The 22429-nt window shown below is 69.4% G+C and carries 16 protein-coding genes; 9 read left to right on the forward strand and 7 right to left on the reverse strand.

Translation table 11 applies throughout. The features are described 5' to 3' along the window. The first annotated feature begins 3 nt into the window (after positions 1-3). A complete protein-coding gene (locus tag ACZ42X_RS29370) occupies positions 4-720 on the forward strand; it encodes a DUF3159 domain-containing protein (RefSeq protein WP_468296226.1) in 717 nt (238 codons plus the stop codon). Positions 721-894: 174 nt separating this feature from the next. Here the strand turns inward: ACZ42X_RS29370 and ACZ42X_RS29375 are convergent, their stop codons facing one another. Together ACZ42X_RS29375 and ACZ42X_RS29380 are read right to left on the reverse strand one after the other, a co-directional pair. Further along, positions 895-1575 carry a potassium channel family protein gene (locus ACZ42X_RS29375; protein ID WP_355356884.1) on the reverse strand — a complete coding sequence of 227 codons (681 nt, stop codon included), beginning with the start codon at positions 1573-1575 and terminating at the stop codon, positions 895-897. After that, positions 1575-2243 (reverse strand): potassium channel family protein, encoded by a 669-nt coding sequence (locus ACZ42X_RS29380; protein ID WP_355356886.1) that lies wholly within the window; start codon positions 2241-2243, stop codon positions 1575-1577. The genes ACZ42X_RS29375 and ACZ42X_RS29380 overlap by 1 nt, the downstream gene beginning before the upstream one ends. A gap of 261 nt (positions 2244-2504) precedes the next feature. Here ACZ42X_RS29380 and ACZ42X_RS29385 point away from each other — a divergent pair, with 261 nt between their 5' ends. Together ACZ42X_RS29385 and ACZ42X_RS29390 are read left to right on the forward strand one after the other, a co-directional pair. Then, a complete protein-coding gene (locus ACZ42X_RS29385; protein ID WP_468296229.1) occupies positions 2505-4556 on the forward strand; it encodes an APC family permease in 2052 nt (683 codons plus the stop codon). A 67-nt stretch (positions 4557-4623) separates the two neighbouring features. Next, positions 4624-5949: a class I SAM-dependent RNA methyltransferase gene (locus ACZ42X_RS29390; RefSeq protein ID WP_468296232.1), complete on the forward strand. Its 1326-nt coding sequence runs from the start codon at positions 4624-4626 to the stop codon at positions 5947-5949. 64 nt (positions 5950-6013) lie between these two features. Here the strand turns inward: ACZ42X_RS29390 and ACZ42X_RS29395 are convergent, their stop codons facing one another. After that, positions 6014-8893: a tetratricopeptide repeat protein gene (locus tag ACZ42X_RS29395; protein WP_468296235.1), complete on the reverse strand. Its 2880-nt coding sequence runs from the start codon at positions 8891-8893 to the stop codon at positions 6014-6016. A 504-nt stretch (positions 8894-9397) separates the two neighbouring features. On the opposite strand from ACZ42X_RS29395, the gene ACZ42X_RS29400 reads away from it, so the two are divergent. The 5 genes from ACZ42X_RS29400 (at position 9398) to ACZ42X_RS29420 (ending at position 17591) form a co-directional block, all read left to right on the forward strand. Then, on the forward strand, positions 9398-9739 hold the full coding sequence (locus tag ACZ42X_RS29400; protein WP_468296237.1) for a CU044_2847 family protein: 342 nt from the start codon (positions 9398-9400) through the stop codon (positions 9737-9739). Then, entirely contained in the window at positions 9739-11499 is a 1761-nt protein-coding gene (locus tag ACZ42X_RS29405; RefSeq protein ID WP_468296240.1) for a VMAP-C domain-containing protein, read from the forward strand. Before ACZ42X_RS29400 ends, ACZ42X_RS29405 begins: the two co-directional genes overlap by 1 nt. A gap of 29 nt (positions 11500-11528) precedes the next feature. After that, positions 11529-12560: an AAA family ATPase gene (locus ACZ42X_RS29410; protein WP_468296242.1), complete on the forward strand. Its 1032-nt coding sequence runs from the start codon at positions 11529-11531 to the stop codon at positions 12558-12560. Next, positions 12550-15882 (forward strand): NaeI family type II restriction endonuclease, encoded by a 3333-nt coding sequence (locus ACZ42X_RS29415; protein ID WP_468296244.1) that lies wholly within the window; start codon positions 12550-12552, stop codon positions 15880-15882. Before ACZ42X_RS29410 ends, ACZ42X_RS29415 begins: the two co-directional genes overlap by 11 nt. A 395-nt stretch (positions 15883-16277) precedes the next feature. Further along, a complete protein-coding gene (locus ACZ42X_RS29420) occupies positions 16278-17591 on the forward strand; it encodes a pentapeptide repeat-containing protein (RefSeq protein WP_468296246.1) in 1314 nt (437 codons plus the stop codon). A gap of 409 nt (positions 17592-18000) precedes the next feature. On the opposite strand, the gene ACZ42X_RS29425 is transcribed toward ACZ42X_RS29420, so the two are convergent. The 4 genes from ACZ42X_RS29425 to ACZ42X_RS29440 form a co-directional block, all read right to left on the reverse strand. Then, the gene (locus ACZ42X_RS29425) at positions 18001-18999 is read right to left on the reverse strand and encodes a hypothetical protein (RefSeq protein ID WP_468296249.1); all 999 of its coding nucleotides are present in this window, start codon (positions 18997-18999) and stop codon (positions 18001-18003) included. Between the two features lie 24 nt (positions 19000-19023). Further along, entirely contained in the window at positions 19024-19824 is an 801-nt protein-coding gene (locus tag ACZ42X_RS29430) for a thioesterase II family protein (protein ID WP_468296252.1), read from the reverse strand. A gap of 6 nt (positions 19825-19830) precedes the next feature. Further along, positions 19831-20454 (reverse strand): ATP-dependent Clp protease proteolytic subunit, encoded by a 624-nt coding sequence (locus ACZ42X_RS29435; RefSeq protein ID WP_361427242.1) that lies wholly within the window; start codon positions 20452-20454, stop codon positions 19831-19833. A 153-nt stretch (positions 20455-20607) separates the two neighbouring features. Next, positions 20608-21207 (reverse strand): ATP-dependent Clp protease proteolytic subunit, encoded by a 600-nt coding sequence (locus tag ACZ42X_RS29440; RefSeq protein WP_361427148.1) that lies wholly within the window; start codon positions 21205-21207, stop codon positions 20608-20610. A gap of 437 nt (positions 21208-21644) precedes the next feature. Here ACZ42X_RS29440 and ACZ42X_RS29445 point away from each other — a divergent pair, with 437 nt between their 5' ends. Continuing rightward, the gene (locus tag ACZ42X_RS29445; protein ID WP_468296255.1) at positions 21645-22379 is read left to right on the forward strand and encodes a helix-turn-helix domain-containing protein; all 735 of its coding nucleotides are present in this window, start codon (positions 21645-21647) and stop codon (positions 22377-22379) included. The last annotated feature ends 50 nt before the right edge of the window (positions 22380-22429 follow it).

Consider the following 22429-nt stretch of genomic DNA (forward strand, 5'->3'; position numbering starts at 1 on the left):
CCGGTGACGTCTCCCGACAGGCCCACCCCCGACGACCACAACGCCGTGACCGAAGCCGCCCTGTTCGACGCCTTCGGCGGCGTGCGGGGCATGGTGGAGACCGTCCTCCCCGGCTTGCTCTTCGTCACGATCTACACCATCAACAAGGACCTGCACCTGTCCGCCATCGCGGCGCTGGGGGTCTCCCTGCTGCTGGTGGCCGTACGGCTGGTGCGCCGGGACACGGTCAAGCACGCGTTCAGCGGTGTCTTCGGCGTCGCGTTCGGCGTGATCTTCGCGATGATGACCGGCAACGCGAAGGACTTCTACCTGCCGGGCATGCTCTACACGCTGGGCCTCGGCCTCGCGTACATCATCACGACGCTGGCGGGCGTACCGCTGATCGGCCTGGTGCTGGGCCCGGTCTTCAAGGAGAACCTCTCCTGGCGGACCCGCAATCCCGGCCGGAAGAAGGCGTACGCCAAGGCCAGCTGGGCCTGGGGCCTCATCCTCCTCGCCAAGTGCGCGATCCTCTTCCCCCTGTACTGGTGGGCCGACACCACGCAGCTCGGCTGGGTCCTGGTCGCCCTGAAGATCCCGCCGTTCCTGCTGGCGGTGTACCTGACGTGGATCTTCCTGAGGAAGGCTCCGCCGCCGATCGACGTCTTCGCGGAGATGGAGGCGGAGGAGGCCGCGGAGAAGGCCCGCAAGGCGGCGGCGCCCCAGAGCAACGAGGCCTGACGCCCTCCCGTCACCTCCGGCGCCACAGAGGCCCGGCGTACGTCGGGGGCCACGCCCCCGGACCCGCCGCGCACAGCGCCGCGGGGCCCCGCAGCCCCGCTCGGCCGTGCCACAAGGCCCGGCGTACCGCTCGCGCGGTACGCCGGGCCTCTGTGGTTTCCGGTGGTTACTTCCTCAGCCCGTCGTGTCCTGGCCCTGGCGGACCGACAGCAGGTCCTCCAGCTGCTCCTCGCGGGCCTGGGCCGCCACGAACAACAGCTCGTCGCCCGCCTCCAGCGTCTCCTCCGGGCTCGGCGTCAGCACGCGCGAGCCGCGGATGATCGTCACCAGCGAGGTGTCCTGCGGCCACGCCACATCGCCCACCTGCGTACCGGCGATGGCCGACTCCGGGGGCAGCGTCAGCTCGACGAGGTTCGCGTCGCCGTGGCTGAAGCGCAGCAGCCGGACCAGGTCGCCGACGCTCACCGCCTCCTCCACCAGGGCCGACATCAGGCGCGGCGTGGAGACGGCGACGTCCACGCCCCACGCCTCGTTGAAGAGCCACTCGTTCTTCGGGTTGTTGACCCGCGCGACGACCCGGGGCACCCCGTACTCGGTCTTGGCCAGCAGCGAGACGACGAGGTTCACCTTGTCGTCGCCGGTCGCCGCGATGACGACGTTGCACCGCTGCAGCGCCGCCTCGTCCAGCGAGGTGATCTCGCAGGCGTCGGCCAGCAGCCACTCCGCCTGCGGCACCCGCTCCACCGAGATCGCGGTCGGCGCCTTGTCGATGAGCAGCACCTCGTGCCCGTTCTCCAGCAGCTCGCCCGCGATGGAACGGCCCACCGCGCCGGCGCCCGCAATAGCGACGCGCATCAGTGACCGTCCTCCTCGGGGCCGGCGGCGAACGCCGCCTCGACCTTCTCGATCTCGTCCGTACGCATCATCACGTGGACGAGGTCGCCCTCCTGCAGCACCGTCTGCGACGTCGGCAGGACCGCCTCGCCGAGCCGGGTGAGGAACGCCACGCGGACGCCCGTCTCCTCCTGCAGCCTGCTGATCTTGTGCCCGATCCACGCCGCCGACGTGTGCACCTCCGCGAGCTGCACCCCGCCGCTCGGATCCCGCCACAGCGGCTCCGCGCCGGACGGCAGCAGCCGCCGCAGCATCTGATCGGCGGTCCAGCGCACGGTCGCGACCGTCGGGATGCCGAGGCGCTGGTACACCTCCGCGCGCCGCGGGTCGTAGATGCGGGCCGCGACGTTCTCGATGCCGAACATCTCGCGCGCCACCCGCGCCGCGATGATGTTGGAATTGTCACCGCTGCTCACCGCGGCGAACGCCCCGGCCTCCTCGATGCCCGCCTCGCGCAGCGTGTCCTGGTCGAACCCGACCCCCGTGACACGGCGCCCGCCGAAACCCGAGCCCAGCCGCCGGAAGGCGGTGGGGTCCTGGTCGACGACGGCGACGGTGTGCCCCTGTTGCTCCAGGGTCTGCGCGAGTGCCGCTCCCACGCGCCCGCAGCCCATGATGACGATGTGCACGCCTGGTTACCCCGCACTCCTGGTGACTCTGCCGACGAAGCCGACCTGCGTAAACACCCTGCTCACTTCTCTCTCTCAGCCTGCGGTGCGGTGTTGCCCGATGACGAGCTTATGCCGCCACGCCCTTCGTACCCGCATCGGCGCAGGCGTACGGCCCGCGTCGTCGACGGAGTCGTCCGATGGAGACGTCCGGCAGAGATTCCGTGGCGGTAAGAGGTGGCGGGTGGGCGCGTCCCTTTTCGAACGCTTACGATCCTCTGCGTGTCCAAACTGACCGACGTGCCCAAACGGATCCTGATCGGCCGGGCTCTGCGCAGCGACAGGCTGGGAGAAACCCTCCTCCCCAAGCGCATTGCGCTCCCCGTCTTCGCCTCCGACCCGCTCTCCTCGGTGGCGTACGCGCCCGGTGAGGTGCTGTTGGTCCTCTCCATCGCGGGAGTGTCGGCGTACCACTTCAGCCCGTGGATCGCCGTGGCCGTCGTGGTCCTGATGTTCACGGTGGTCGCGTCGTACCGGCAGAACGTCCACGCCTACCCGAGCGGCGGCGGCGACTACGAGGTCGCCAACACCAACCTCGGCCCCAAGGCCGGACTCACCGTCGCCAGCGCGCTCCTCGTCGACTACGTCCTGACCGTCGCCGTCTCGATCTCCTCCGGCGTGGAGAACCTCGGCTCGGCCGTCCCGTTCGTCGTCGAGCACAAGGTCTTCTCGGCCATCGCGATAATCCTCCTCCTCACGATCATGAACCTGCGCGGCGTGAAGGAGTCCGGAAAGCTCTTCGCGATCCCGACGTACGTCTTCGTCGCCGGCGTCTTCATCATGATCGTGTGGGGCGCCTACAAGGGCATCGTCCTCGACGACCAGACCATGAAGGCCCCGACCGCCGACTTCGAGATCAAGCCCGAGCACCAGGGGCTGGCCGGCTTCGCCCTCGTCTTCCTGCTGCTGCGCGCCTTCTCCTCCGGCTGCGCGGCGCTGACCGGCGTCGAGGCGATCAGCAACGGCGTACCCGCCTTCCGCAAGCCGAAGAGCAGGAACGCCGCCACCACCCTCGCCCTCATGGGCGGCCTGGCCGTCACCATGTTCTGCGGCATCATCGGCCTCGCCATGGCCACCGACGTCAAGATGGCCGAGCAGCCCGCCCACGACCTGCTGCGCGACGGCGTGCCCGTCGGCCCCGAGTACGTACAGAACCCGGTCATCTCGCAGGTCGCGGCAGCCGTCTTCGGCGACGGCACCTTCTTCTTCGTGCTGCTGGCCGCGGCCACGGCCCTCGTGCTGTTCCTCGCCGCCAACACCGCGTACAACGGCTTCCCGCTCCTCGGCTCGATCCTCGCCCAGGACCGCTACCTGCCGCGCCAGCTGCACACCCGCGGCGACCGGCTCGCCTTCTCCAACGGCATCGTGCTCCTCGCGGGCGCCGCGATCCTGCTGGTCTGGCTGTACGGGGCGGACTCCACCAAGCTCATCCAGCTCTACATCGTCGGCGTCTTCGTCTCCTTCACGCTCAGCCAGACCGGCATGGTCCGGCACTGGAACCGCCACCTGCGGACCGAGCGGGACCCCGCCGCCCGGCGCCGCATGATCCGCGCCCGCGCGATCAACACCTTCGGCGCCTTCTTCACCGGCCTGGTCCTGGTCGTCGTCCTGGCGACGAAGTTCACGCACGGCGCCTGGGTCGCCCTGCTGGGCATGGTGATCTTCTACGGGACGATGACCGCGATCCGTAAGCACTACGACCGTGTCGCCGACGAGATCGCCGCCCCCGAGGGCCCCACGGACGACACCGTGCGCCCGTCGCGGGTCCACTCCCTGGTCCTGGTGTCGAAGGTCCACCGGCCCACGCTGCGCGCCCTCGCGTACGCGCAGCTGATGCGCTCCGACAAGCTGGAGGCGCTCAGCATCAACGTCGACCCGGCGGAGACGAAGGCGCTCAAGGCGGAGTGGGAGCGGCGCGGCATCAACGTCCCGCTGAAGATCCTCGACTCCCCCTACCGCGAGATCACCCGCCCGGTGATCGACTACGTCAAGTCCCTGCGGCGCGAGAGCCCGCGCGACGCGGTCAGCGTGATCATCCCGGAGTACGTGGTCGGCCACTGGTACGAGCACCTGCTGCACAACCAGAGCGCCCTGCGCCTCAAGGGCCGGCTGCTGTTCACCCCGGGTGTGATGGTGACCTCGGTGCCGTACCAGCTGCGCTCCTCGGAGCTGGCGAAGAAGCGGGCCAAGAAGCGCCAGGAGTGGAACGCGCCGGGCTCGGTGCGCCGCGGCATGTTCGACGAGCGCCCGAAGGAACCGACGGCGAAGAAGTGACACCCGGCCACGTAGACTGGTGGGCTGCCGCCCCGGCAGCCCTGTCTACTTCTGGAGCCACCCCGCCATGCAGAACGCACCTGACTCGTCACTCGTCGGTGAGGAGTACGAGGTCGAGGTCGGCCCCGTGGCACACGGCGGTCACTGCGTCGCCCGCACCGACGAGGGCCGCGTGCTCTTCGTCCGGCACGCGCTGCCCGGCGAGAAGGTCGTCGCCCGCGTCACCGACGGGGGAGCGGACTCCCGCTTCCTGCGCGCCGACGCCGTCCGCGTCCTGGAGGCGTCGAAGGACCGGGTCGAGGCCCCCTGCCCGTACGCCGGGCCCGGCAAGTGCGGCGGCTGCGACTGGCAGCACGCCAAGCCCGGCGCCCAGCGCCGCCTGAAGGGCGAGGTCGTCGCCGAGCAGCTCCAGCGGCTCGCCGGCCTGACCCCCGAGGAGGCGGGCTGGGACGGCACGGTCATGCCGGCCGAGGGCGACAAGGTCCCGGCCGGCGAGGTGCCGGCGTGGCGGACGCGTGTGCAGTACGCCGTCGACGCCGACGGCCACGCGGGCCTGCGCAAGCACCGCTCGCACGAGGTCCAGCCGATCGACCGCTGCCTGATCGCGGCGCCGGGCGTCAGCGAGCTCGGCATCGAGAAGCGCGACTGGTCCGGCATGGAGGCCGTCGACGCGATCGCCGCGTCCGGCTCGCAGGACCGCGCCGTCGTGCTCACCCCGCGCCCCGGCGCCCGGCTCCCGCTGGTCGAGCTCGACAGGCCGGTCTCGGTGCTGCGGGTCGCCGAGGACGGGGGAGTGCACCGCGTCCACGGCCGCCCCTTCGTCCGCGAGCGCGCCGACGACCGCACGTACCGCGTCGGCAACGGCGGCTTCTGGCAGGTCCACCCGAAGGCCGCCGACACCCTGGTGCGCGCCGTGATGCAGGGCCTGCTGCCCCGCAAGGGCGACACCGCCCTCGACCTCTACTGCGGCGTGGGCCTCTTCGCGGGCGCGCTCGCCGACCGCGTCGGCGACAAGGGCGCGGTCCTCGGCATCGAGTCGGGCAAGCGCGCGGTGGAGGACGCCCGCCACAACCTCCAGCACTTCGACCGCGTCCGCATCGAACAGGGCAAGGTCGAGCAGGCCCTGCCGCGCACGGGCATCACCCAGGTCGACCTCATCGTCCTGGACCCGCCCCGCGCGGGCGCCGGCAAGCAGACGGTCAAGCACCTGGCGGGCCTGGGTGCGCGGAAGATCGCCTACGTCGCCTGCGACCCGGCGGCCCTGGCCCGCGACCTCGCCTACTTCCGCGAGGTGGGGTACAAGCCGCGGACGCTGCGGGCGTTCGACCTGTTTCCGATGACGCATCACGTGGAGTGCGTGGCGATTCTGGAGCCGGCTGAGAAGGGTCGCTGACCTGGCGTTTCTCCGAGTGCGCGTTATGGGCGACGGCTTGACGCTGAGGTGACGCTCGTGGCGCTCAATCCATTGCCCTCCTAGCGAACTCCCCCTGTCCGACGCGGGCTTCGCCACCCGAGGCCGTGGCGAGGCAGTCAGCGGCTTCCTCCATGACGCACGCCATGCCGTCGGGGTCATCGGTGAGCAGCGCGACCGTCTGTTCGTAGTAGCCCAGGGCCTCTGCGCAGCGGTCCTGGGCGCACAGGCACCGGGCGTTCCAGAGGGAGACCGTCCACAGGGGCACCGTGCCGCCGTCGGCTGCGGTCGCGGCTTTTTCGGCCAGCTCCAGCTGTTCCTGGGCTTGGGTGAAGTCCCCCTGTGCGATGAACAGGCGGGCGAGCGCGATGTGCAACTCGACGATGAGCAAGCCGATGTCCCCGCTCACGCTCAGCTGATCGCGCAGCAACCCCCGCAGCTCGTCCTCGGCGCCGCTGCGCTCCGCCAGTTGCAGCTGAAGGTCGAGCCGGGTCTGGATGAGGTCGACGAGGCTCGCGGGGCTTACCGGGGAGTCGCTCCCGGCCGGCATGTAGAGATCGAGGAGACGGCTGATCAATGCGATGGCCGCGCGTTCACGTCCCCCGTGCAGAAGCAGACCGAGCAGTTGCAGGGAAATGTCGTGGTAGAGGGGGGAGAGCTGTTCGTCCGCTTCATCGAGTCGGGAAAGAAGCGCACCGTACATGCTCTCTGCTTGTTCCGTCTGATGCGTTTCCGTGAGCGCGTGACCCACGTGGTGAAGCAGAGTGATGTCCAGTTCGGCCGGATCCGTCTCGATGGCGGACATCAGCGCCTGCGCCTCCGCAGCCGCCCTCTCGTCCTTGCCTTGTGCCGCGAGCACCAGGACAAGGACCGAGTGGACCAGCAACCTGTTGCTCACGGAGTCGTTCGAGCACATCCCGCCAAGAACCGCGTGCAGCTGCTCTTCAGCGGCGGGCAGCCGTCCGGTGGCCTGCAGGGCGCGCGCCCATCGGAACTGGAATTGCAGTGTTTCCATATCCTGCGGCCCCCGCTTGGCGCGGCTCTCCTCGAAGAGCCGGCGAGCCTCGTCCACATCGCCGATGGTCTCGTAGTACTGGCCACGAATCGCACCGACCACGGGACGGGTTTCCGGCAGGGCGGCGGCACGCTCCATCATCAACCTGAGCAGTTCATCGGCCTGGCCCCGATGGTTGGAGGCCAGGCAGTAGCCGTAAGAGGCCCATCCGACTTCGACGAACCAGGCCAACGACTCCACGTCGTTCGCGGGAGCGGAGCGCAGGGCAGCCAGAACATGCGGAACCAGGACCTGCCACCGTCGCCATTGAACAGGCGTACCCGTATCCCCTCCCATCCATCGCACGACGCGGGCGGCGGCCCGCCACACCTCAGTGGCTCCGTCTCCGCCACGCACCTGGGCCGCGTTGGTCTCCAGTACCAGAGGGTGGGCTGTGAGACACAGGTTTGCCGCGTTCGCCGTGCCGCTTCCGCCGACTGAGACGTCCATGTCGACCAGGCTCAACAAGCCCACGTCGACGAGTGCGTCGACGGCTGCCTCGCCGTCTTGGAATCCTTCCGGGAACCCGCCCTCCGGAGTGACGAGACCATAGGCGAGCAGCGCGGTGGGGAACGGGGTCGTGGCGAAGCACGACAGGACCCGCATGAGCAATCTGGCTTCCGGCAGCCCTTGTCGGGTGAGCAGGTCGAGGCTGATCTCCCAAGTGTGGCTCACCAGTCGGCGCAGCCGCTGGTCGTCCGTGCCCGACCTGAGTGATTCACCCGCATCGAGCAGCGGGGCGCCCAGCCGGTCGAGTTCAGCCGTGTACCCCGCGAAGTCCCCCACGGGCCGGACGTCCATGACGCCGCGCGCTAAGCCCAGGCTCCTTCGTGCCTTCGCCAGATATGAGCCTGCCAAGTGCAGTCCCAGGGGCAGCCCGCCCAGCCTCGCGGCGAGCGTACGAGCGTCCTCCACCGGCCCGGCGTCTCCCGCCAGATCAGTGAGGACCTTCGCCCCCTCCTCGGCGGACAGCATGTCCACCGCTCGGCACACTGCTTCCGTTCCCCACAGCAGGGGGTTGCCGACGCGACTCGTCACCACGGTGAGGCCGGAACGACTCGGCCGGATCCACCCTGTGCCGTCCCCCGGCAAGCCGTGCTCCGAAGCGACGACCGAGAGGTCGTCCACGGCGTCGACGACGACCAGCCAGCGCTCGCCCGCGCGGTCCAGGCAACGCCACACGAGGTCCAGCGCGCTCGACTGCCCCGCCCATGCGCGACTGAGGTCGTCTTCGGCCACGCCCAGTTCACGGGCGATCTGAGACATACCCGTCAGCAACCGCTCGTTCGTCGTCCCTGACACCCAGAACACCTGGTGTCCAAGGTCCCGGGCGTGCCGGGCAAGCTGCAGCGCCGCTGTCGTCTTTCCGCATCCGCCGAGCCCGTGCAGGACCTGTACCTGCTCATGCCCCTCGGCCAGCGCCCGTTCCAGATCGGCCAACAGGCTGTCCCGGCCATGGAGCCGGGTGGGCAACTTTCCGTACGGAGGACGCACCGAGTAGGTGCCCGGCGTCGGTCCGGAGACGGCCGGGTCGTCCCCGGCCGTACGGCGGGGGAGGCCCCCAGTCTCACGGCGTCGTTCCTGGTCCGCCGCCGTCCGTCTCGTCCGCCATGCGGCCACGCCGCGCGGGGGTGTGCCGGACTTGTGCTGGGCCCTGGCTTCGAGTAGTTGCACGAGGACGGCGAAAGGGCGGTCGTCCTCAGGAACGCTCTTGCCGCTGAACCACAGGCTGAGCTTGCTCTTGCCGAGACTGACCGGAGGACGCTGCCGGCTTCCCCACCGCGCGATCTGGGCGTACGTAGGGGATCCGGCGTTCGTGCGCAGCTGCCTCAGCTCCGTCGCGAGCCGCTCGGCCGCGGACTGGTCGTCCATCCGTCACCCGTTCAATCCGAACCTTCGTTGAACGCCCATTTCACCAGGTCTGGCTTGCGGCGATGTGGGGTTCAGCGGGAAACCGACCCGCTGAACCCCGCACGGATCCGGGTCAATGGCCGACGACCGGCCGGAGAGGCCGGACCTGGAGAGAGGACGTGTGGTGAAGGAATTCGCAGCGAAGTGGCGTGACCGGGCTTGGCGGTTCGAGGCGCTGAAGACAGCGGGAGGGTGGGTGGTCTCAGGTCTTGTCCGCGAACTCGTCAGCCGTGCCCTGTCCTCGTGGTGGGGGTCATGAGCCGCGGCCTTCGGACGGGGACGCGCGAAGGAAGGTGCCGCCCTCGGCTCGTTCCGGCCCTCGACGCGTGTGGCGACTGCGGCCGGCGAGCAGGCGCGTCGGTGCGGCGCTGCGCGGGAGGTCGGAGGCGTGGGCGTCGACCAGGGGCGCGCGGTGCGGGGTCTTAGAATGATGTGGCGATATCACAGCGTGGCGCGGGGGGACATGTGGACGAATTGATCGAGTTCAAGACGGACAGCGGTGCTTCGGTCGTGGTGGCCGTCGAGGAGGAGGAGCGCGGCGCCCGGCCGGTCTCTCGGGGGGACGGCGTGCTGCGGCAGGCGGGACAGACCTTCAACGGCGCGCTGGAAAGCATTCACACCGCGGCCGAGTCGGCACTGAGCGTCTTCCGCGACGGCCATCTCAAGCCCGACGCCGTCGAGATCGAGTTCGGCGTGAAGCTCACCGCCGAGGCGGGCGCGGTGATCGCCAAGACCTCCGTGGAAGGGCACCTCGTGGTGAAACTGAGCTGGACGCCGGGCGCTGCCGGGGGGACACCGGCAGGCTGATGAGCTCCCAGTCCTGGCAGGTGCGGGTCTCCGCGGGCCGCGTCGGTTCCGGGTTCCTGGTGACTGAGCGCCATGTGATGACCTGCGCGCATGTCGTGGACGGTGCGGACCGTGCCGAGGTGACGTTCGCCCAGTACCCCGACCTCGGACCGCTCCGGGCGACCGTGATCACCACCGGCGAATGGTGTGGAGCCGGTGAGGACCGGGGCGACGTCGCGGTGCTTGAGCTCGATCGAGCGGTAGGGGTGACCCCGGCCCGGTTCGCCGCCGTGGACACGCCGTTCGTACGTCAGGCGGCCAGGCTGACCGCGTACGGCTTTCCCCGCGGATACGACGAGGGGATCCTCGGCGAGTTCCGGGGCACAAGCGACCAGTTGATCGCGGGGGAGTGGCTTCAGCTAGAGGCGTGGACGGGTCACGGGCCGCCGCTGGAAGAGGGGTTCAGCGGAGCGGCCGTCGTCCGTGAGGACACGGGCGAAGTCGTGGGCATGGTCACCGCCAGGTACCCGGTGGGCGGCGGCGGACGGATGCTGCCCGCTCGGGCACTCGTCCGGCGCTGGCCCGACGCGGCCGAGCTGGTGCCCGTGCCCGACCACAGCCGTGATTCCGTGGCCGCGCTGCGTGATCTCGTGCTGCGATGCGCGGACGCCTGCGCCCCGGAGACCGCGTACCGGAGCGTCATGGAGCCACTGGCCCCGCTGCCGCCGCCTCCGCCCGCCGGCGGCTTCCTCTCCTTGTGGGACGTGGCCTGGTTCCTGATGACAGAGGTCGACCCCGCGCCGGGCACCGCGCCGTGGGCGGACTTCGCGGCGTACCTCGCCGACCGCACCCAGGATCCGGCCGTCCGAAGCGCGCTGCGCGAGTGGGCCGGAGAACACGGTGCGAGAACCACCCCCCAAGGGCCGCCACGGGCACAACCGGTGCCAGCCGACGGCACGCCATGGTCCCCGATCCTCGTCGAGGTCGAGCGCAGTGGCGCCGACCGCGATGTGTACATCGTCTCGGTCTACGTCATCCGTGACGGGCGGACGCAGCTCGTGGCCAGCAGCACCCTCGCCAGACGGCACGCACAGGAATACGTCAGGGAACACCTCGACCACGCCTTCGGGCAGATCGATCGCGACGGCGAGGAGCTCATCGCCTTCGCGCTGCCCGGGGACTGGCTCGGCGAACCTGTCGACGAATGGCGCACCAGCGCGGCCGACGCCACTCCGCTGGGATGCTTCTCGCCGGTCGTGGTGATGGATCTCAACCGGCGGCGTGAGCGCAGGCTCCAGTTCAGGCTCGAGAAGGCCTGGCAGGCCCTCGACCGCCATGCCGGCAGCACCGCTTGGCAGCGGGTCGAGTGCGACACTCCCCAGGACCCCGCCAAGCTCACCGTCCGCCTCCAGGGGCTCGAGGCCACCGCCGTGGGATACGGGTCGCCTCCCTTCACCGAGCAGTCGCGTGGGCTGCTGCAGGCGGGTCTGAACGCGGCGGCACCCGTCATCGTCTGGTCGCGGGCAAGCTGTTCCGGTCGGCACGACGAGGCCGCCGTGACCGAGCACTCATGCGCTGGTGCCCGCTTCCTCGACGCTCTGGAGGAACGACTGGCGTCCGTTCCTCTGGCTGAACTCCCGCGTCACGTCCACACCTTGCGGAGGGAGGCGTTCATCGCCGAAGAGCCCTCACCGCACTGGGCCGCCGGACTGACCCTCGTCTGGGAGGATCCTCGATGCTTCCCGGAGACGAACATCTACCCGAAATCCCCGGTCCGTTGAGCGACAGTCGAGCGATCTGGAGAACTCCCGTGTCCATGTGGCCTGTGTACACCGGGACGGACGAGCCACACGACGGTGTGTCCCGCCTGCCCGACCCCCCGCCCTGGCGGACCTTCGACGGCGGACCGGCACTGCCCTCCCCGTCGCAGGAGGACGATGCCGTGTCCCGCGACCGGAAACACCGGGCGGGCACCTATCAGGCGACCCCGGAAAGCGTCGACCTGGTGAACGCGGCGATGGTACTGCGCCGACCGCTGCTCATCACCGGCCCGCCTGGCAGCGGCAAGTCGTCCCTGCCCTACGCCGTGGCGAGGGAGCTGAAATTGGGGCCCGTACTGCGGTGGAACATCACCAGCCGCAGCACCCTCCAGGATGGCCTGTACCAGTACGACCCTATGGCCCGTCTCTACGCAGCCAGCAAGGGCGCGGGGCGCAAGCCGGCGGTGGAGCCCGACGACGGGAACCCCGCGGGTGACGCCCTCGAAGACCATCTGCGGCTCGGCCCGTTGGGGACCGCGCTGCTCCCCTACGAGCGGCCCCGCGTCCTGCTCATTGACGAGATCGACAAGAGCGACCTCGACCTGCCGAACGACCTGCTCAACGTGTTGGAGGAGGGACAGTACGAGATCCCTGAGCTGGTCCGTGCCGCCGAACTCGCTCCCAGGGCACGGTTGATGACCGCGGGCGGCGAGAGCCGTGTCACCGTCGACCGGGGGCTCGTGCGCTGCCGCGCGTTCCCCTTCATCGTGCTCACGAGCAACGGCGAGCGGGAGTTTCCCCCCGCCTTCCTGCGCCGGTGCGTTCCCCTGCGGCTCCGGCGCCCCCAGCCGGACCACCTGGAAGCGATCGTGCGCGCACACCTCGGAGAGCTGGACGGGGAGACGACGCAGATGATCGCGACGTTCCTGGAGCGCAGCAGCACGGGTGAACTGGCCACCGACCAGCTGCTCAACGCCATCTACCTCTCACGGGTCCCCGGCCTGACGGCCGAGTCCCGCGAGGCACTGGCCGCCAGCCTCATGACTCATCTCGGCCCGGTCGCGGAGTTCCATGACTTCTGATCCGGCCCAGCCGTCGTCCCCGTCCGAACTGAGGCGTCTCCTCGACGTCCTCGACCGGGCTGGCGGACACGGCGCGGATGCGACGGAGCTCGCCGAGCTGATCTGGCTGGCGAGCCACAGCGGCACGCCCGCGCACGCCGCACGACCAGACCCCGAGGAACCGGCACCTAAAGCGTCGATCTCCTCATCGGCCGGGAGCACCGAACCCTCCATGAACCCGGAGTCCCCGCCGGCATCGGCAGGTCGAGGTTCTCAGCTGTCGCACCAGTCCGACGAAGAGCCGTCGGGCGAGGGCCGGTACAGGTCGCTACTGGCGCCGCTGCCGCCCATGCTGCCGCACCCGCTTCCCCTCCAGCGGGCCTTGCGGCCGCTCCGGCGCCGGGTGCCTTCGCGCCTGAGTACGGAGCTGGACGAGCGGAGTACGGCGTACCGCATCGCCAGTCAAGGCGCACTGCCCGGCACCTGGCTGCCCGTGCTCCGGCCGAAGCCCGAGCGCCGACTGACCCTCTACCTCGTGTACGACGCGGGGCCGACGATGCCCATCTGGCGCCCGTTGTGGCGGGAGCTCCACCGCGTCTTCGGGCAGACCGGCGCATTCCGCGGGATCAAGCTGCTGACACTCACCCACGACGGCCGACTGCGGCAGTCCCCCGGTGGCCGGCTGGCCGCTCTGCCCCCGCGCGACGGCCGCGCCGCGGCCCTCATCCTCAGCGACTGCAGCGGCCCCCATTGGTACGCTGGTGACGAGGCGACCGCGCGCTGGCACGGGGTACTGGGCCGTTGGGCGCGCACGATGCCGGTGGCCATTATCCAGCCCCTCCCGGAGCGGCTCTGGCGGCGCACCGCACTCCCCGGCTCGGCGGGTTTGCTGTCGGCGAGCGGACCGGCCGCCGCCAACTCGGGTCTCCGGTTCACTCCGTACGACCCGCCGCGGGAAGAGCGTACCGGGCTGCCGTTGCCGTTGCTGGAGCCCTCTGCCCGCTGGTTCGGACACTGGGCGGAACTCGTGGCGGGAGGCCCGGAAACCGAGGTGCCGGGGGTGGCCGCGACGCTAACCACCGACCCGTCGGCGGCTCCTTTCGAATCCGGGGGAATCGCGGCCGAGTCGCTCTCGCCCGAGGAGCTCGTCCTCGATTTCCGGTCCTACGCCTCACCGCAAGCGCTCCGCCTCGCCGCGCACCTGGCCGTGGTCGAGCTCAGCCTGCCCGTGATGCGGCTGGTCCAGGCCGCCACGGAGGCGCGGCCGGAGCCGCAGCACCTGGCCGAGGTCGTCCTCAGCGGTCTGCTCACGACGGCCCCCGGCAAGCCGGCCTCCTCGGGCCACTACGTCTTCCGCCCGGGCGTGCGTGACGTGCTGTCGCGTGCCCTGCCCCGCTCGACGGCCACGCGCATCGGCGCCGTCATCCAACGGCACGCCGGCTTCAGGCCGGGGGAGTTCCCCGTCGTGGCATCGACCGGTGGCGCCGAGGAGGAGGGGCGGCCGGGCGGGGTGCCTTTGGCGGTGGTGACCGCGGAAACGGTACAGAGGCTAGGCGGGCGCTCGGAGGGGAGCGCGGATGAGGACGGGACGAACACGGGTGCTGATGTTCCGGGTTCCCTCATCGACAGGCGCTATCAGCTGGTCGAACGACGCCACGCCGGGCCGACGTCCGACCTCTGGCGGGCGACGGACGAGGAACGGGACCAGGACGTGACCCTCAAGCTCTTTCACGCGTCGATCACGGACGACGTCAGGAAGCACCGGTTCCTCGCCGACGCGGAGCGGCTGGCGGCGATCGGAGTCCGGGGGCTGGCGCGCGTCGGCGACTTCGGGTTCCACGACGGCCGTCCATATGTGGTGACGGATCTCGTCGACGGAGAGGATTTCGAGCGACTGCTGAGCCCTGCCGCCGGGACCATGTCCTGGGAGACGATCAGGGAAATCGGTGGACAGATCATCGGGACGCTCGCCGAACTGCACCTGCACCGACTGTCCCACCTGGACCTCAGTGCGGCGGCCCTGGTGATGCGCCACGACGGGCGCGTGATTGTCACCGATCCAGGTCTGGGTGTCCATGGGCTGCAGGCCGACCACGACAATGAACACCGGCGGTGGGCCGCCGATCCGTCCGGCCCCATGCCCGCGTACCGATCACCCGAGCAGCTTTTCGGCCCGACTGCCGATCACCGCAGCGACCTGTACTCGCTCGGCTGCCTCTTCTACGCGATGGCTACTGGGTCCGCCCCTGCCCCGGACTCCCGTGCCGTGCGCAACGCGTGGACGCATGGAATGCCGCATCCTCAGCCAGAGCTCCGTTCCGGCTTCCCTCCCGAGTTCGACACGCTCGTCACCGACCTGCTCGCCACTCACCCCGAGGACCGGCCGGACCACGCGGAGGCGGTGATGGCGAGGTTCACGAGCGTGGGTGCGGACGACGAGGAGCTCACCGCGGTCACCCGCGCCATGCTGGCCCTGGACCCGGACAGCAGCCGCATGGGGCGTGTCCTGCGGGACACCATCGACGCCGTGCTCGACGGTCCCCGGACCGGCCGCTACGACTGGGCGCACCTCTTCAAGACGGAGAAGGCCCACTTCGGGGCCCTGGTGGAGATCGCCGTCCAGCGGGAGTTCGCGTTCGCCGACGGAGCCCGGATGGACTACCGGATCGCGGGGGTGGAGGTGGACTTCAAGTACTCACATCGGTTCGGTGGCTGGGTGATCCCGCCCGAAGCCGAGAATCACCTGTGCCTCTTGGTGTGGGCGGACGACCACCGGAGCTGCTGGAGTGCCGGCCTGCTGCGCGCCAGCCGGGAACGGCTCAATCTCGGCTTGAACCGGGACGGGAAGTTCACGGTCAAGGCGGAATATCGAGACAAGATCGTCTGGCTCTGGCGCGATGCGGCCCTCCCGGAGAACACCCTGCTGCACATACCCGCCGACGACCGCGACGCGATCCTCGCGCAGCCGTCCGGTCAGCGCCGCGCCAACGAGCTGTTCCGGCGAGTGCAGCACCGCCGGATCGGACGAAACACGATCGGCACCGTTGTACAGCAGCACGACTACATGAAACGGGTCCGCGGGAACGGCGGGGCTCGTTCCGCGCTCCGGGACGAAGGGATCATCATCCTGGGTGACCGCCGAGCCCACCAGGACATCGCCCGCCGACTCGGGCTCCCTGTCCCTCAAGGCGGGGAATTCGTCAGCGCGCGGTTGGTTAAGGCTGTTCCGGGCAGTGGCAGGCCCGTCGTGGAGCTCGACGGTGCGCAGTGGTCGGTGGCACTCCCAGGAGACCCCGAGGTCACGGCGCCGAAACTCCCGGATGCATTTGACGGTTTGCGATGACTTACCGTGTCGAGTGCGTCGCGATCCTTTAGCCTGCAGAAAAGGGCCGCTGACCGGGGCAGTTGCCGACGGCTCGTCATGCACGACTGTCGACCGCCGGGCGGAGCACCCAGCTGTATGGCGGTAGGCACCGTGAAGGGGCGGGGAGACCGGCTGCCGAGCTGTTGTCGCCCCCGCCCAGCCTGAGATCGTCGGCTTGTGGTTCGGGGATGGCGGGTAGCTGGGGGCGGGGTCGCTGCCCCTAGGGTGCCGCATCCCGCACCGGGGGCCGTCGGACTCGCGTCCGGCTCGCTCGGCGGCGGAAGCAACCGCAGCGGCACCGTCCAAGCTCAACTTCTCCTCAGACAACAACTGTTCATGTGTGTGCCGCCCCGAGCTCGGTCATGATGCGTCGCATGAAGTCCGAGACCAGGCGCCTTATCCTCGCCGTCGTGGGCATGGCCGCAGCCATTGGGTACGTCCTTCTCCTGTGGCGCGGGCCGTGGTGGATCGACGGTGCCCACCTACGCGAGACGGACCTGCAGCCAGCTGATGGCGTCGTCATCACCGGCTTCCGGACCATGCTTGTCGCCATCGGGGCTGGGGCGGTGGCCGGACTCGGGCTGTACTACACCCACCGGAACCACCGGCACGCCGAGAAGCTGTACGAACACAGTCAGGAGCAGTTCGCACATGTGCGTGAGAAAGATCGTGAGCAAGCGGAGTTGACGCGCGAGGGGCAGGTCACCGACCGGTACGTTGCGGCGATCAAACTGCTTGGGTCCGGCAATCTCCACGAACGGCTCGGCGGCATTTACAGCCTCGAACGCATCATGAACGACAGTGAGAGAGACCACAGGACAGTCGTCGAAGTCCTGTCGGCATTCGTGCGCACCCCGGAGGGGGAGAGGAGCAGGTCGAAGGAAGGGACGAAGAAGCGCTCGGGTGAGGACTCGGTGGAAGCGTCACGTGTCTCTCTCGCCCCCGACGTGACTGCGGCCTTGGCGGTCCTTGGACGCCAGCCGGTGCGGCAGAGCCATCCCGTGGTGGACCTGCGTGGGGCCCGCCTCACAGGCGCCACGCTTCAGGACGTAGACCTGCAAGATGCGAACCTGCAAGGGGCCGAACTGACGGGCGCCCGCCTGGACGCCGTCGTGTTGACCGGCGCGCATCTCGCGTCGGCCAGACTGACCGGGGCTACTTTCTGGGAAGGGGACCTGTCTCACGCGATCGCCCCTGGCGCCAACTTCACCGGGGTAGTAGTTGTTGGCACGAACTTCACGAACGCGGTACTAACCAGCGCGCTCCTGGTGGGAGCGGACCTTTCGTATGTTGATTTCAGCCACGCATCATTGCACCGCGCCAAGCTGACCGGTTCACGTCTGGCCAAGGCTGTGCTGAGTCACGCAAATCTGGAACATGCCGACTTGGGCGGGACAAATCTAGAGGGTGCAGACCTCACTCACGCTGATCTCGTCGGCGCGAAACTCGCGAACGCAGACCTCACGGGGGCCGACCTCAGCGGAGCCAACCTGGCCCACACCGACCTTACGGACGCCAAGGTTGCTGCCGCAGATCTCAGTACGGCCAGTGGGCTGAGCATTCGTCAGCTCATCAAGGCGCACCTCACCCATGACACGAAACTCCCCGAGAAGCTGGCCGCGGACTCGCAAGTCAAGGCTCGTATTGACGAGTGTGAAACACCCGAGGCTGAAAGGAGCCAGGAGTAATCCGCTGATGGCGTGGCAGGCGCTCATCTAGAGGCTGTCGATGCCGTTCTGCTACGTTCCGGCTGTGTGGGCATGCTTCATGGCGTGGACGTCAACCCTGGCCTCTCCCCATCGAAGGGCTACCCCAGCGTGCCATCGGCTTTATCCCATCCCCCGCCTCGTCGCGTCCCCTTCCAAGAGGTCACGGCTTTAGTGCCCGAGGGCACGGCGCCGGGTGAGGGACAGATACGAAGAACGTCGAGGGTCGCCTTCTCGGCCTCCGCATCGGCGGTGGCGCAGTCCCCAGCGCTCTCCAGCACACCCTCATCGACAGCGCCCGGTCACGGCTCCTGCCGAATTTCGCGGGGCGTCCGCATAGCCCGTCGTCGCCCATGAGGGGGTTCCGACGGGAAGGCAATCGCGTCGGTCCTCACGCAACCCGGTCGTGAACGCGCGACGCCTCTTCGCCGTGGCGAGCGGCGTCCCCTGCCGCCACCTGCGGGCCCTCCCCTTGCAGAGGACTTCGGCGCAGGGCCAGCAGCGTTCCCGTCAGCCAGGCCAGGGCGAGGACGCCCGCCGCGATCAGGGTGGGCGCGTCTGGGGCGATGAGGGGCTGGCCCCGCAGGGCCTGCCAGGTCACCAGGGCGACGAGGCCCAGATAACCGGCCGACGTGACGATCACCAGTCGTGTGCGTACGGCCGGGTCGGCGAGCCGGGCTCCCGGGTGCCGGCGGGCCGCCGCGGCCAGTGCGAGGGCCAGCAGCGGCAGCACTTGGAGGGCGTGCATCCCGGTGAAGTGGGCGATGCGCAGATCGCCCCCGGTGGCCGCCCAGCCGGTGAGCGGCAGGTGCGGACCGCCGTCCGGGACTCCGACGCTGTGGGCGCCCACCGTGCCCACCACCTCGCCCGACAGTTGCTCCGGCGTCGGCTGGCTCATCAGGAAGCCGAGCGCGAGCCCGACGACCCCGATGCCCGAACCGAGCCGGATCGCCCAGGCGGTCGCCCGGTCGGGCAGCGGCTGCCGGAACATCAGGACGGCGACGACCACCCCGGCCAGCCACAGCACCGCCACGGTCACGCCCATCACGGCGTACAGGCCGGCGTCCAGCGCGGTCTCGTCGTTGAAGTGGCTCCGCTTGCCCCGTGCGGCCTGCACGATGATGAGGGCCACTTCCACGGACGAGGCAGCCGTGATCACCGTCCCGGCCCACCAGCTGATCCGCCGGCCGCGGTCGAGGAGCGACAGCATCCAGGCCAGCGTCGCGGCGTACGCACCAAGGGACAGCGCGAACTTGAGCGGCTTCTCCCAGATCGGCATGCCGAGCAGCACCCGGTCGTCGACGACCAGGCCGACGGCGCTGACGACGCCGACGACCGCCATCGCCGCGACGAAGTACATCAAGGGCCTGTGCAGGTCACGCACGGGCATGGATTCCCCCCGGAAAAGGACGCGTCAGATGGTGTGGCCCGCGCGCTGACCGACCGCCGACGGGCGGCCGTGGAGCCGGCCGGCGATGGCCGAGGCCACCTCCTCGCGATGGGTCTGGACGAAGAAGTGCCCACCGGTGAACGCCTGCACATCACAGGCGCCGGTGGTGTACGCCTCCCAGGCCGCGGCCCCCTCCGGAGAGACGTGGCCGTCCTCGGTGCCCGTGAACACCGAGATCGGGCAGGACAGCACACCGTCCCCGGGCGCGGGCGGCACGTAGCACTCCACCGCCTTGTAGTCGGAGCGCAGCGTCGGCAGCAGCATCCGGACCAGTTCCTCGTCGGCCAGCACCTGTTCGGCCGTCCCGCTGATCCGGCGCAGTTCCGCGAGGAGCGTCTCGTCGTCCTGGTCGTGGAGGTCCGGCCGGGTCGCGGGCAGGCCGGGCGCCCGGCGGCCGGAGACGATCAGGCGGACCGGACGGATCCCTCCGGCCGCCTCCAGCCGACGCGTGACCTCGTACGCCAGCAGGGCTCCCATGCTGTGCCCGAACAGGGCCAGCGGCCGGCCGGGGTCGAGTTCCGTGAGGGACTCGGTGACCCGGTCGGCGAGCTCGGCCATGTCGTCGAGCGACGGTTCCGAGCGCCGGTCCTGCCTCCCGGGGTACTGCACCGCGCACACCCCGACGAGGGGTGCGAGGAGCTTGGACATCGGGAAGTAGGTGCTGGCGGCTCCGCCCGCGTGGGGGAAGCACAGCAGCGTCGTCCCGTCGGGGGAGCCGCTGGAGAACCGCCGCAACCAGCCGCTGCGGAGAGGGGGAACGGTCATGACCGCTCAGGAACCGTTCTTCCCGCGCGGGACGACCACCTGGTCCACGATCCCGTACTCCAGGGCATCCTGGGCGGTGAGGATCTTGTCACGGTCGAGGTCCTCGCGGATCTGGTCCCGGTCGCGGCCGGTGTGCAGGGCCATGATCGTCTCGATCCGGTCCCGGATGCGCTCGATCTCCAGCCACTGGATCTCCAGGTCGGAGACCTGTCCCTGCTGGCCCGGGCTGGCCGGCTGGTGCATCAGCACGCGGGAGTTGGGGAGCGCGATGCGCTTGCCCTTGGTGCCGGCCGCCAGGATCACGGAGGCGGCCGAGGTCGCCTGGCCGATGCAGACCGTCTGGATGTCGGGCTTCACGAACTGCATCGTGTCGTAGATGGCGAGCAGCGAAGTGATGGAGCCGCCGGGCGAGTTGATGTAGATCGAGATGTCGCGGTCCGGGTCGGCCGACTCCAGGCAGAGGAGCTGGGCCATGACGTCGCTGGCGGACGTGTCGTCGATCTCGGAACCGAGGAAGATGACCCGCTCTTCGAAGAGCTTCGCGTACGGGTCGTACTCCCGCGCGCCCTGCGAGGTGCGCTCGACGAAGCGGGGGATGACGTAACGGGCCTGGGGCGCGTAGTCGTGCATGGACAAGGCAGCCTCCGTGATGTCCGGGATGCGGTGGCGGGAGCGGGCGGGGCAGGGCGTGCTGAGGGCACGCCGATGCGGCGCGGCGGCACGGCGGGTGACATGCCGTCACCAGCCGTACCGCCCGCACCGGTGTGATGCGTTGCCGTCAGGTCAGCGGGCCGCGAGCCCGCCGCCACCCGAGATGGCCGGAGTGGACTGGATCACGTCGTCGATGAGGCCGTACTCCTTGGCCTCCTGCGCGGAGAACCAGTAGTCGCGGTCGGAGTCCTTGGTGATGCGCTCCACGTCGTTGCCGGAGTGCTGCGCGATGAGCTCCGCCATCTCGCGCTTCGTCTTGAGGAGGTGCTGCACGTAGATGCGGATGTCGCTCGCCGATCCGGAGAAGCCGGCCGACGGCTGGTGCATGAGGATCTTCGCGTGCGGCAGGGCGAAGCGCTTGCCGGGGGCGCCGGCGGTCAGCAGGAACTGCCCCATGGAGGCGCAGAAGCCCATGGCGATGGTGACGACGTCGTTCTTGATGATCTGCATCGTGTCGTACACCGCCATGCCGGCGGTGACCGAGCCGCCCGGCGAGTTGATGTACAGGTAGATGTCCTCTTCGGACTGGGCGGCGAGCATCAGGAGCTGCGCGGTGATGCGGTTGGCGATTTCGTCATCGACGGCCTGGCCGAGGAAGATAATGCGGTGCCGGAGCAGGCTGCTGAATACCTGGTCGCCCATTCCCCAGGGCGCCGGTGCGTCGCTGTTCATTCGGGGCGTCTCATGGCCGAATTCCGCCGGCTGAAAGTCATCCTGACGAGTCACTGAACCCCCAAGTGGATCCACTGGCGGCCACAGCCACCGTTCGATGTATCACTGCCGTTCCGGTCCTGCTGATCCGACCGATGCGCTCAACTGACGTGACACTTACCGATCTTCACTCATCGGACCGTAGCACGATCACCACGGGGACTCAGCCGAACCGTAGTTCGTTCGCTGAGAGCGCACGTCATCCCGGCTGGCCAGCGGCGATGGTTCGCCGCGGCAAGCGGATTGGGTGACTGTGATTAGATCCGGAAGATCAGAAGCACCGTTCCTGCGGGGGGTAGAGCGTGGCCATAGAGGAGCACCGTAGGCTAGAACGAGCCAATTTTCTGAGAAAGCGGCGAGAAAGCATCTTGCCTTGCGAAGTGGGACTTCCTCAGGGGGTGCGACGACGGACTCCCGGGCTGCGCCGCGAAGAAGTCGCCGTGCTGGCCGGGCTCAGCCCGACCTGGTACACGTACCTCGAACAGGGCCGGGACGTCTCGCCCTCGCCCGAGGTCCTGAACAGCCTGGCCAGCGTGCTCGGACTGTCCGTCTTCGAACGGGACTACCTGCTCAACCTGTCCAGCGAGCGGCCTTCCCCGCTGCCCGCCGCCAAGGTGCCCAAGTCCTGGAGGTCGCTCGTCGCCGTGGCGGAGGGGATGTACCCCTTCCCCGCCTACGTCTGCTCCCTCTCGGGCGACCTGCTTGGCTGGAATCGTGCGGTGCCGGACTGGCTGGCGAACTTCGGCAGTCTGCCGGGCCGTGAGCGCAACCTCCTTGTGTGGATGTTCACTTCCGAGGAGGCGCACCGCCTCTTCGTCGACTGGGAGGACGTCTCCCGCCATTTCATCGCCTGCTTCCGGGCCGAGGTGACCGACTGGCGGACCTGTCCGCGCACCGGCCCGTTGGTGGAGGAACTCGCCGCGCGCAGCCCCAGGTTCCGCATGTGGTGGGACGAGCACCAGGTGGCGGGGCCCCTCAGCAGGACGCATCGCATGCGCCACCCCAAGCGTGGGGTCATCGACGTACGGATGGTCGAGTTGCTCCACAGGGACCCGGACGGCGCGGTGCGGCTGATCGTCCACACACCGGTGAGGGAGATGCCGCGCAGGCTCGTCGCGGCCCAGGCGTGTTGATCCCGCAGGGCTGAGGACTTGGCGATGGGGGAGCCCGGGGCCGTCGCGCA

This window comes from Streptomyces sp. NPDC030862 (assembly GCF_055571835.1).

What these genes read in the sequence shown, in the direction of transcription:
- ACZ42X_RS29405 (WP_468296240.1), top strand. Translation starts at nt 9,739, where the DNA reads ATGAGCTCCCAGTCCTGGCAGGTGCGGGTCTCCGCGGGCCGCGTCGGT.
- ACZ42X_RS29390 (WP_468296232.1), top strand. Translation starts at nt 4,624, where the DNA reads ATGCAGAACGCACCTGACTCGTCACTCGTCGGTGAGGAGTACGAGGTC.
- ACZ42X_RS29395 (WP_468296235.1), bottom strand. Translation starts at nt 8,893, where the DNA reads ATGGACGACCAGTCCGCGGCCGAGCGGCTCGCGACGGAGCTGAGGCAG.
- ACZ42X_RS29440 (WP_361427148.1), bottom strand. Translation starts at nt 21,207, where the DNA reads ATGAACAGCGACGCACCGGCGCCCTGGGGAATGGGCGACCAGGTATTC.
- ACZ42X_RS29435 (WP_361427242.1), bottom strand. Translation starts at nt 20,454, where the DNA reads ATGCACGACTACGCGCCCCAGGCCCGTTACGTCATCCCCCGCTTCGTC.
- ACZ42X_RS29430 (WP_468296252.1), bottom strand. Translation starts at nt 19,824, where the DNA reads ATGACCGTTCCCCCTCTCCGCAGCGGCTGGTTGCGGCGGTTCTCCAGC.
- ACZ42X_RS29420 (WP_468296246.1), top strand. Translation starts at nt 16,278, where the DNA reads ATGAAGTCCGAGACCAGGCGCCTTATCCTCGCCGTCGTGGGCATGGCC.
- ACZ42X_RS29375 (WP_355356884.1), bottom strand. Translation starts at nt 1,575, where the DNA reads ATGCGCGTCGCTATTGCGGGCGCCGGCGCGGTGGGCCGTTCCATCGCG.
- ACZ42X_RS29415 (WP_468296244.1), top strand. Translation starts at nt 12,550, where the DNA reads ATGACTTCTGATCCGGCCCAGCCGTCGTCCCCGTCCGAACTGAGGCGT.
- ACZ42X_RS29425 (WP_468296249.1), bottom strand. Translation starts at nt 18,999, where the DNA reads ATGCCCGTGCGTGACCTGCACAGGCCCTTGATGTACTTCGTCGCGGCG.